The 529-nt window shown below is 44.2% G+C and carries 1 protein-coding gene and 1 pseudogene; both read right to left on the bottom strand.

The genetic code is table 11. From position 1 onward, the window contains the following. A pseudogene (locus J5224_RS34950) lies at window positions 1–257 on the bottom strand (hypothetical protein); the annotation flags it as partial. A gap of 8 nt (window positions 258–265) precedes the next feature. Then, window positions 266–529: hypothetical protein (locus J5224_RS34945; RefSeq protein ID WP_264629380.1), on the bottom strand; the 264-nt coding region annotated here is incomplete at its 5' end.

Here is a 529-nt window from a genome sequence, read left to right as displayed (position 1 = left end):
CTCACCGGGTGTGCCGTTCCCAGACTGATAACATCCTCTAATCCCAACAGTTTTCTCACAATCACCGCACGGTGCGCCCAGGGGCAAATAGGCGTCCACAGCAGACGATAACGATCCTTTTCTACTGGAAGTTCACCCGGCTTATCACCGAAAGGGGTGGTAAAACGATTCTGTTGTCTGATAAATGCGCCATCTTGCGCAATTTCATGAGTAATTTCTGATGTGGCAATATTACTCACGGTGTTAGTTGTCATCATCCTGTCCTTTAGCCAATAGGGTGCCGATGCTTATTCTTAAAAGAGAATAAAAGCTTAATTGAAATATTTTTTTGAATTATGCGCGCTACGATAAGCAAAGTTAAATGCGGAAAACGGATATGTTTAGCAAAAAAAAACCTGCGACAACCTTTGTTATCGCAGGTGAAGGTAAAGGTTAATGCGCGGTTATCAAAACATCCACTGAAGGCCCAAGGTATATTGCGTTTGATCGCCGTCATCATGGGAAAAACGGCTGCCCACTTCGGTGTAGA

Source organism: Candidatus Symbiopectobacterium sp. NZEC135 (assembly GCF_025962695.1).
This window is presented reverse-complemented; position numbering and strand designations above follow the sequence as displayed.